Origin of the sequence: Arthrobacter sp. Hiyo1 (assembly GCF_001263615.2) — a bacterium.
Classification (GTDB): domain Bacteria; phylum Actinomycetota; class Actinomycetes; order Actinomycetales; family Micrococcaceae; genus Arthrobacter.
Genome location: NZ_DF952469.1, coordinates 155,039 through 162,413 on the forward strand (window position 1 = coordinate 155,039; position 7,375 = coordinate 162,413).

General features: G+C 62.9%; 5 protein-coding genes, 1 tRNA gene and 3 pseudogenes. 2 read left to right on the forward strand and 7 right to left on the reverse strand.

Going from position 1 to position 7,375, the window contains the following annotated elements; translation table 11 throughout:
* Positions 1–446, reverse strand: a 446-nt coding sequence (locus AHiyo1_RS05365; RefSeq protein WP_148667476.1) for a LacI family DNA-binding transcriptional regulator, incomplete at its 3' end; no start/stop codon positions are given.
* A gap of 56 nt (positions 447–502) precedes the next feature.
* On the opposite strand from AHiyo1_RS05365, the pseudogene AHiyo1_RS05370 reads away from it, so the two are divergent.
* Positions 503–1,237, forward strand: a pseudogene (locus AHiyo1_RS05370) (SDR family NAD(P)-dependent oxidoreductase).
* Positions 1,238–1,501: 264 nt separating this feature from the next.
* Here the strand turns inward: AHiyo1_RS05370 and AHiyo1_RS05375 are convergent.
* From AHiyo1_RS05375 to AHiyo1_RS05400, 6 genes and pseudogenes are all read right to left on the reverse strand, one after another.
* Positions 1,502–1,927, reverse strand: a complete 426-nt coding sequence (locus tag AHiyo1_RS05375) for a YybH family protein (RefSeq protein WP_059387857.1) — start codon at positions 1,925–1,927, stop codon at positions 1,502–1,504.
* A gap of 190 nt (positions 1,928–2,117) precedes the next feature.
* Positions 2,118–2,191 (reverse strand) — tRNA-Ile (locus AHiyo1_RS05380).
* A 99-nt stretch (positions 2,192–2,290) separates the two neighbouring features.
* A complete protein-coding gene (locus AHiyo1_RS05385) occupies positions 2,291–3,487 on the reverse strand; it encodes a glycosyltransferase (RefSeq protein ID WP_059387858.1) in 1,197 nt (398 codons plus the stop codon).
* 110 nt (positions 3,488–3,597) lie between these two features.
* Positions 3,598–4,503 carry a DMT family transporter gene (locus AHiyo1_RS05390; RefSeq protein ID WP_059387859.1) on the reverse strand — a complete coding sequence of 302 codons (906 nt, stop codon included), beginning with the start codon at positions 4,501–4,503 and terminating at the stop codon, positions 3,598–3,600.
* Positions 4,503–5,126, reverse strand: coding sequence for a CDP-alcohol phosphatidyltransferase family protein (locus tag AHiyo1_RS05395; protein WP_059387860.1), 624 nt, complete (start codon positions 5,124–5,126; stop codon positions 4,503–4,505). The genes AHiyo1_RS05390 and AHiyo1_RS05395 overlap by 1 nt, the downstream gene beginning before the upstream one ends.
* A 50-nt stretch (positions 5,127–5,176) precedes the next feature.
* Positions 5,177–6,026, reverse strand: a pseudogene (locus AHiyo1_RS05400) (phage holin family protein).
* A gap of 184 nt (positions 6,027–6,210) precedes the next feature.
* Here AHiyo1_RS05400 and AHiyo1_RS05405 point away from each other — a divergent pair.
* Positions 6,211–7,375 (forward strand): annotated as a pseudogene (locus AHiyo1_RS05405) (multidrug effflux MFS transporter); the annotation flags it as partial.

Below are 7,375 nucleotides of genomic sequence, written 5' to 3' on the forward strand. Positions count from 1 at the left end.
CTCTCCGAACCGACAAGCGCGAGGACCTGCCCCTGCGCCTTGAGCGACGCGAGCTCCTCCGACCCGAGTTGAAGGGCTACGACGAGCGCACCATCGGAGCGCCCGTGCAGGCGCGGGCTCGCGAAGAAGCCGGCCCGCAGCTCGACGGTGGACAGCTCAGTCAACAGGACGTCATAGCCTTCGCGGCTCAGCACCCGCCCGGCAGCAGCAATAACCTCGGCGAAAAACCACTTCGTGAGAAGAGGGACGACAACGGCGACGGTGCGCGTGCGCCCCGTCGCGAGGCGGGACGCACTCGGCGACGCGACATACCCCAACTCCACAGCGGCATCCCGCACACGCTTGCACGTTGTCTCCGAAATGCCGGGGACCCCGCGCAGGGCTCGGGACACCGTGGAAATCGAGACGCCAGCGCGGTCGGCGACAGCCTGGACGGAAACAGTCATGTGATCAGCCTAACGTCCGCAAAGATTGGTTCGCAAGCGCTTGCGAACGCACCGTCGTGCTCACCGGAGCCGCATCGGCCCGGGGCATCGGCCGGGCCGTCGCGGACCGGATGGCCAGCGAAGGCTGGGCCGTGGCCATCCTTGACATCAACGGCGTCGACGCAAAAGCCGCAGCAGATGAGATCGCCGCAAGACACGGCGTCCGGGCGCTCGGCCTGGGCGCCGACGTGTCCGACAAGGACTCGGTGGACACCGCAATCGCCCAGGTGGAGGCCGAACTGCCGCCCATCGTCGGCCTGGCCAACATCGCCGGCATCAGCAACCCCACCCCGTTCATGGAAGAGACCGTCGAGGATGGGACCGCGTATTCGACATCAACATGCGCGGCACCTTCCTGGTCAGCCAGGCAGTCCTCAAAGGCATGATCGAACGCAGGGTCGGGCGCATCGTCTGCATCTCCTCCATCTCGGCCCAGCGCGGGGGCGGCACCTTCTCCAAGGTCGCCTACAGCGCTTCCAAAGGAGGCGTCATCGGCTTCACCCGGCTCTGGCCGCGAGGTCGGCGAACACGGCGTGACGGTCAACTGCGTCGCACCAGGTCCCATCGACACGGACATCATGGGCGGCACCCTCACCGAGGAACGCAAATCGGAAATGTCCCAGGGGATCATGATGGGCCGCGTGGGCACCCGCGAAGAAGTAGCCGCACTGATGAGTTTCCTCCTCGGTGCGGACGCGGGCTACATCACCGCAGCAACGTACGACATCAACGGCGGCCTCCAGGTCTCCTGATCGTTCACAGACACCAAAAGGTGCGCCCCCCGGCTTTTCAGCTGCGGGGGCACACCGACGGCCGTGTGGCCGGGGCCGAGCTAGCGCCCTGGTGCTGCATCGTTGGTCCAGCCGTATCGGTCCCGGAAACCGAAGGTCCCTTAGCCTCGTCAACGAAAGTCGGATTCGTTGGTCGCGTCCTGGCCCGCGAATCAAAGCATCGGCGGGAACAGTCCGATCAGATCCTCACGCGCGGCGCGGCTGCGCCTTCGTGGATCGCAAAACTCACTTCGTGGGGCGGATCGGTCCGTCGGGATGCCGTGCCATCAACGGGTCGGCGTGGCGACTGACCACTTGCCATCCGTCGCCTTCCAACCGAAAAGTGGTCGTAACGCGCAAGTCGAAGGGCGACGGTTCGTCGCGACCGCCCACCTTGGTCTCCCAATGCTCGTGCTCGAACAGCGTGACAAGATCTGCGCCGACGTAACGCGAAACTTCCTCAAACCGAACTGGCCTACCATCGCGGAAGTTTGATGAAGCGAAGTCCAGCGCCTGTGAAACCGCATCCCAGCCGCGCGAAGAGCCGCCGAAGGGATTCGCTAGAAGCACGTCCTCGCTCCGCGCGTACATTGCCTTGATGGGCTCCGGATCGCCCTCGGCAAATACGTGTAGTCCCGAGTGGTATTGCTCGATTACCCGCCCAATGTCCATGACTGCCCTCCGATCTGATATCTACACCAGCGTCGCTAGTCACACAAGGGCCGGATTCAAGGATGACCCACGTCCCTGTTGGAGGCTTTCGGTCGGAGTCGGGAGTGATTCCGACCGGATGGCTACCTTAGATCTCCAAAACGAATGAGCCCCTGATCTGCGTTTCCGCAGGTCAGGGGCACATTTTGTGTAGGGCTACTCGGACTTGAACCGAGGACCTTAGGATTATGAGTCCCGCGCTCTAACCAGCTGAGCTATAGCCCCGAGTCGGCGGGGACCCCTTATCAGCGTCCCCGGCCAAAACACTCTAGCAAAACAATCCGGCTCCCGACGCCAAGCGGCACACTAGCCGGCTCCACGTGACTAGATGACCTTGTCTTCGTAGCCCGCCCCGCGGTAGAGGTCCTCGAACGTCTGCAGGGTGCCTTCGATGCTGTGCGGCTCAACCATGGCGCGGCTCGCCTTGCCCATGGCTTCGAGTTCGCCGGCCGGCAGACGGAAAAGCTCGGTGATCCGGGCTGCCAACTCGTTGCTGTCGCCTGGCGTGAACAGATGCCCGTTCTCGCCTTCGCGCACCAGGTGCGGCAGGGCCATGGCATTGGCGAGGAGAACCGGCGTCGACGCCGACATCGCCTCAAGCGTAACGAGGGACTGCAGTTCGGCGGTCCCGGGCATGCAGAACAGGTCAGCGCGAATGTAGGCCTTCCTCAGGTCCTCATCGCTCGCGAGTCCAAGGAACTTGACCCGCCCGCCCAGCCCCAGGCGCTTGGCCTGGGCCTCCAATGCGGCACGGACCTCGCCGCCGCCGACGATTTCAAGATGCACGTTGAGGTCGGCGGGGGTCTTGGCGACGGCGTCGATCAGGACGTCCACGTGCTTCTCTTCAGCAAGGCGGCCCACAAAAAGAACGGTGGGGTAGGCATGCGGCTCGATCTCTTCACCCGGCGCCAGTTCATAAGCCGCCGCGTCGATACCGTTGGACAAAGGCAGGACCTTGCGAAGGAAAGCGTGCTGGTGCATGGCCTTCGCGGCAAGCGGCGTGGGAGTGGTGACAACATCGGCCTGGCCCATGACCTTACCCATGTCCTTCCACGAGACCCGCCCGATGATGTCCTTGAACCACTGCGGGAACGGCAGGAACGGGTTGAGGTTTTCGGGCATGAAGTGGTTGGTGGCGATGATCCGGATACCGCGCTTCTTGGCCTCGTAGAGGACGTGTTCACCGATCATGTAGTGGCTTTGGATGTGAACGACGTCGGGCTGCACCCTGTCGAAGAGCAGTCGAATGTCGTTCTTGATTTCCCAGGGATAGCAGATGCGGAAGTACTCGTGGGTAAAGACTCCGTGGGACTTCAAGCGGTGGACGGTGCCTTCGTCCCCGAACTCGGTGAAGCTCTTGCCGTTGTCCGCCCGGCAGGCCAGGACGTGGACATCGTGTCCCCGCGCCTTCATGCCTTTGGCAAGCCGGTACCCGAACTGAGCAGCACCATTGACCTGCGGGCGGTACGTCTCCGCCGCGATCAGGATGGTGAGGGGTTTGTTGGTTTCGGGAACAGTCACGTGGAGAACTCCTGATGGTCACGGTGCGAACACAGCAAAACGTTTGGCCCTGCGGTGTCTTCGCCGGTTGCCTGCCGCGGATGTGCGGGGCACGGTTGTCGAACTCTGCCCTAGGCCTTCCGGCTTGCAGCCGCCTTCGCGTCACGCTTTCTCTTGGTGACCTCGGGATGGTGCCGGCTCAGGGCAATAACCCCAACGATAGCAAGGGAAGCGGCCACAGCCATGGCGATTGCCAGCACGGCGTGGACATCGGGACGAAGCTCACCCAAAATCGCGATGCCGATGGCAATTCCCACAATGGGGTCGATCACGGTCAACCCTGCGATGACCAGATCCGGCGGCCCGCCCGAATAGGCACTCTGCACGAACCACGAGCCGAGGCCGCCGGCAGCCGCAATGGCGACGACGGTGTACCACTGCACATTGAGCAGAAAATGCCCGTTGGGGTCGAGCAAGTGCCGGCCGATGATGCGTGTGAGGACCGCGACGAAGCCAAACAACACTCCGGCACCCAGGATGTAGACAAAGGCGCTCATGCGGTGCCGGAACATGACCGCCAACGTTCCAAAAAGTCCGACGGCGAGTGCCAGCAGGAGGACGATGGTTATTTCGTCCTCTCCGCTGACATGGTGGTTCTCCTGGGTGGCGTTGACAGCCAGGAGAACGAACATCGCAGAGCCCGTCACGCAGGCAGAGATCGCCACCACGGTGCCGCGGTTGATACTGAGCCCCTGGTCCTTGGCGTTGACCACCGTGGTGATGACCAAGGCGATGGCGCCGATGGGCTGCACCACAGTCAAGGGTGCCGATACCAAGGCGATAGCGTTCATGCCCATGCCCAGGGCAAGCAAAAGCAGCCCGAACATCCATCGCGGATTTCGGAGAAGCCGCAGGAAACCGTGGGAACTCAGGGCGAGGCCACCGGTATCCGCCTTGACCGCGCTGCCCTGGCGCTGGGCACCAATGGCGAGGCAGAAGGCGCCAAGCACCGCAAGAAGGACTGCGAACCAGACCATCAGCTGCGACCGCCGTCGTGGGCTTTAAGCTCTTTGCCCTTGCGGAGGATTGCCCAGAAATAGTTGTAGGCCGCTACCCAGTGCCCTAGCAGGCCCAATCCCAGGCAGATCCAGGCGATCACGAAATAGACACCGGTGTAGGGAATCGCGAGCTTGGAGAGGACCAGGAGAGGGGTGCCCAGGAGCAGGAAGGCCGTCCGGATCTTGCCGATCCGGCTTACCGGGAGGTCGGGGTGGCTATGGAAGTAGAACAATGAGGCCGTGGCGAGGACGACGTCGGGCACCACCAGGGCGGCCAGGTACCACCAGTCCACTACCCCGGCGATGGCGAGCGTGACGGCGACGGTGATGAGTGCCAGGCGGTCCGCGACGGGATCGAGGATGCGGCCCAGCTTGGAGGTCTGGTTGAAACGCCGCGCGACGTAGCCATCCACCCAGTCAGTACCTCCCATGATGGCGAGGACCAGCACGGCGAAACCGTATTCCCTTTGCCACAGCACCAGCCACACAAACAACGGGACGCCCATGAAGCGGAGCACGGTCAGGAAATTGGGGACGGTGAAGATGAGATCGTGGTCGATCTGTGGCTGGCCTGGGCGTGCGCCTGCACCGATGAATTTCACCTGTCCCCCTTTCCGTAGTCCGCAGCTGACGCTGCTGCTTGCCGTCCCGATTACTTCTTGAACAGCTTCCGCAGTCCCACTGCGGCCACCGTGGCCGAAGCGGCAAAGAGAAGTAGCTCTTTCCAGCGCGCGGCGAGCCGCTCCGGCAGCCCGGCAGGAACCTTCTCACTGAAATCCGCGATTCTGTCGGCCGCGAACCGGCGTCCGTCGTCGAGCTTTTGCCCGGCGACGTCACGGAGGACCTTCCCCTGGGTCTTGACGTCGAGCTCGACGCCGAGCTGATCGCGAACGTCGGCGAGGTGTTCGCGGCGCTGCTCCAGACGGCGGAGCAGCTCAGCTTCGCTCGGGGCGGGGGGTTGCTCGGCCTTGTGTGCTTCTGCCTTGGCGGCCTTTTCTGCCTTGGCTTTCTCGGCTGCGGCTGCTTTCGCTGCCTCCGCTGCCTTGTAGGCTTCCGACGAGGGGTCGAGGACGCTGGCGTCGAAGGCCGTACCTTCCTTGACTATGCCGAGATCGTGCTTGATGCCGCGGATGGTTTTCTCAGGCACAAGCGGCATGGCCCCCTTGAACGCGCGGAAGGCAATGAGTGCCCCGATAAGAATGATCACAAGGAACGCCGCCGCAACCACGAGCGCGGCCAGCCACGGGTGCATGACCGTGGCCAAGCCCAAGATGGCCGCCACGACGAGGGCGATGACAAGCAAAGAAAGAAAGATCAGTGCAAACGCCAACAAAAGCGCCGGCAATGCCCAGCTGCTTGCCTTTGCCTTTGAGTTCAAGCTTGGCGAGGCTGATTTCGTCGTTGAGCTGCCGCGGCGCGAGCCGGGCTGCAAGTTTCAGGGTGTTCGGCAACGCCGAAATGCCCGGGCGTTGGCCAACCCGGCCGCTGTGACGTCCACTCATAGGTTCCGCCTCACTGCTTCCATCTTGCTCCTACCCGGCTCCGGCACGGAGACGAATACAACCGCCCACGCGCACCTGTCCACAAAACTACCATTCAGCTTCAGCCTCAACTTCCGGGACGGCCCAGCGGCGCGCCCCTGCCATCGCTGATAAATATGATCTTTCGCACATAGGATTGATAACCGTGAACACTCCCCCTGTACCGGGCGATTCCCTCAGTCGACGCGAAAAACTCCTCTATATCCTGCTGCTTGGCGCATTGACCGCCTTGGGTCCATTTACGGTGGATCTCTATCTGCCCGCGTTTCCCGCGCTGGAGCATCATTTCGACGTGTCAGCCGCTGCGATCCAACTCACGCTGACGGGCACAACGGTGGGCTTCGCGATTGGCCAATTGGTGGTGGGGCCCTTCAGCGACAAGTTCGGGCGCCGCATGCCGTTGATCCTGGCAACGGCCTTGCACATCGGTTCTTCCCTCGGTGCTGCACTGTCCACTGACATCAGCACGCTTGCGCTGTTCCGCGTCCTGATGGGCGTCGGTGCAGCCGGTGGCGGCGTGGTTGCCATGGCCATGGTCCGGGACCTCTTCGCGGGCTACGCGATGGTGCGGATGTTCTCCCGCATGTCGCTGGTGAACGGCCTGGCGCCCATTCTGGCTCCGATCATCGGTTCACAGCTGCTCTTGGTGATGCCATGGCCCGGGATCTTCTACTTCCTGGCCAGTTACGGAATCCTGGTGATCATTGCCGCTGTGTTCCTCATCCGGGAAACGTATCCTGCCGAACTCCGCCGGCAGACGACGTCGACGGCGGGCCAACGCTACAAGGCTGTGTTCGCCGACCGGATTTTCGTCGGGATGCTGCTCGTGGGCGGGTTCAACTTCGGCGGACTGTTTGCTTACCTTTCCGCGTCCACGTTCCTGTTCCAACAGGTCTACAACTTTTCCCCGCAGGAATACGGCCTGCTGTTCGGCGTCAACTCCCTGGGCATCGTCGCCGGCGTCCAAATCAGCTCCAGGGTCATCAAACGGGTAGCGCCGCAATGGATCATGGCGTTTGCCACGGTCTGGATGCTGCTGATGGCGGTATTGATTGTGGTGTTCGATCTGCTCGGCTTCGGCCTCTGGGGCGTCATGGTCCCGTTGTGGTTCTACATCCTTGCCACCGGCTTCATGTTCCCCTGCGTCCAGGTGATTGCCCTGGCCAACCATGGCGCACAGGCAGGAACCGCGGCTTCCCTGCTGGGTGCCTCGAACTTCCTGATGGCCGGCATCATCCGCCGGTGGTTGGCTGGCTGGGCGTCCGCTCCGCGGTTCCCATGGGGCTGTCCAGGCCGTGTGCCTCGCCGGC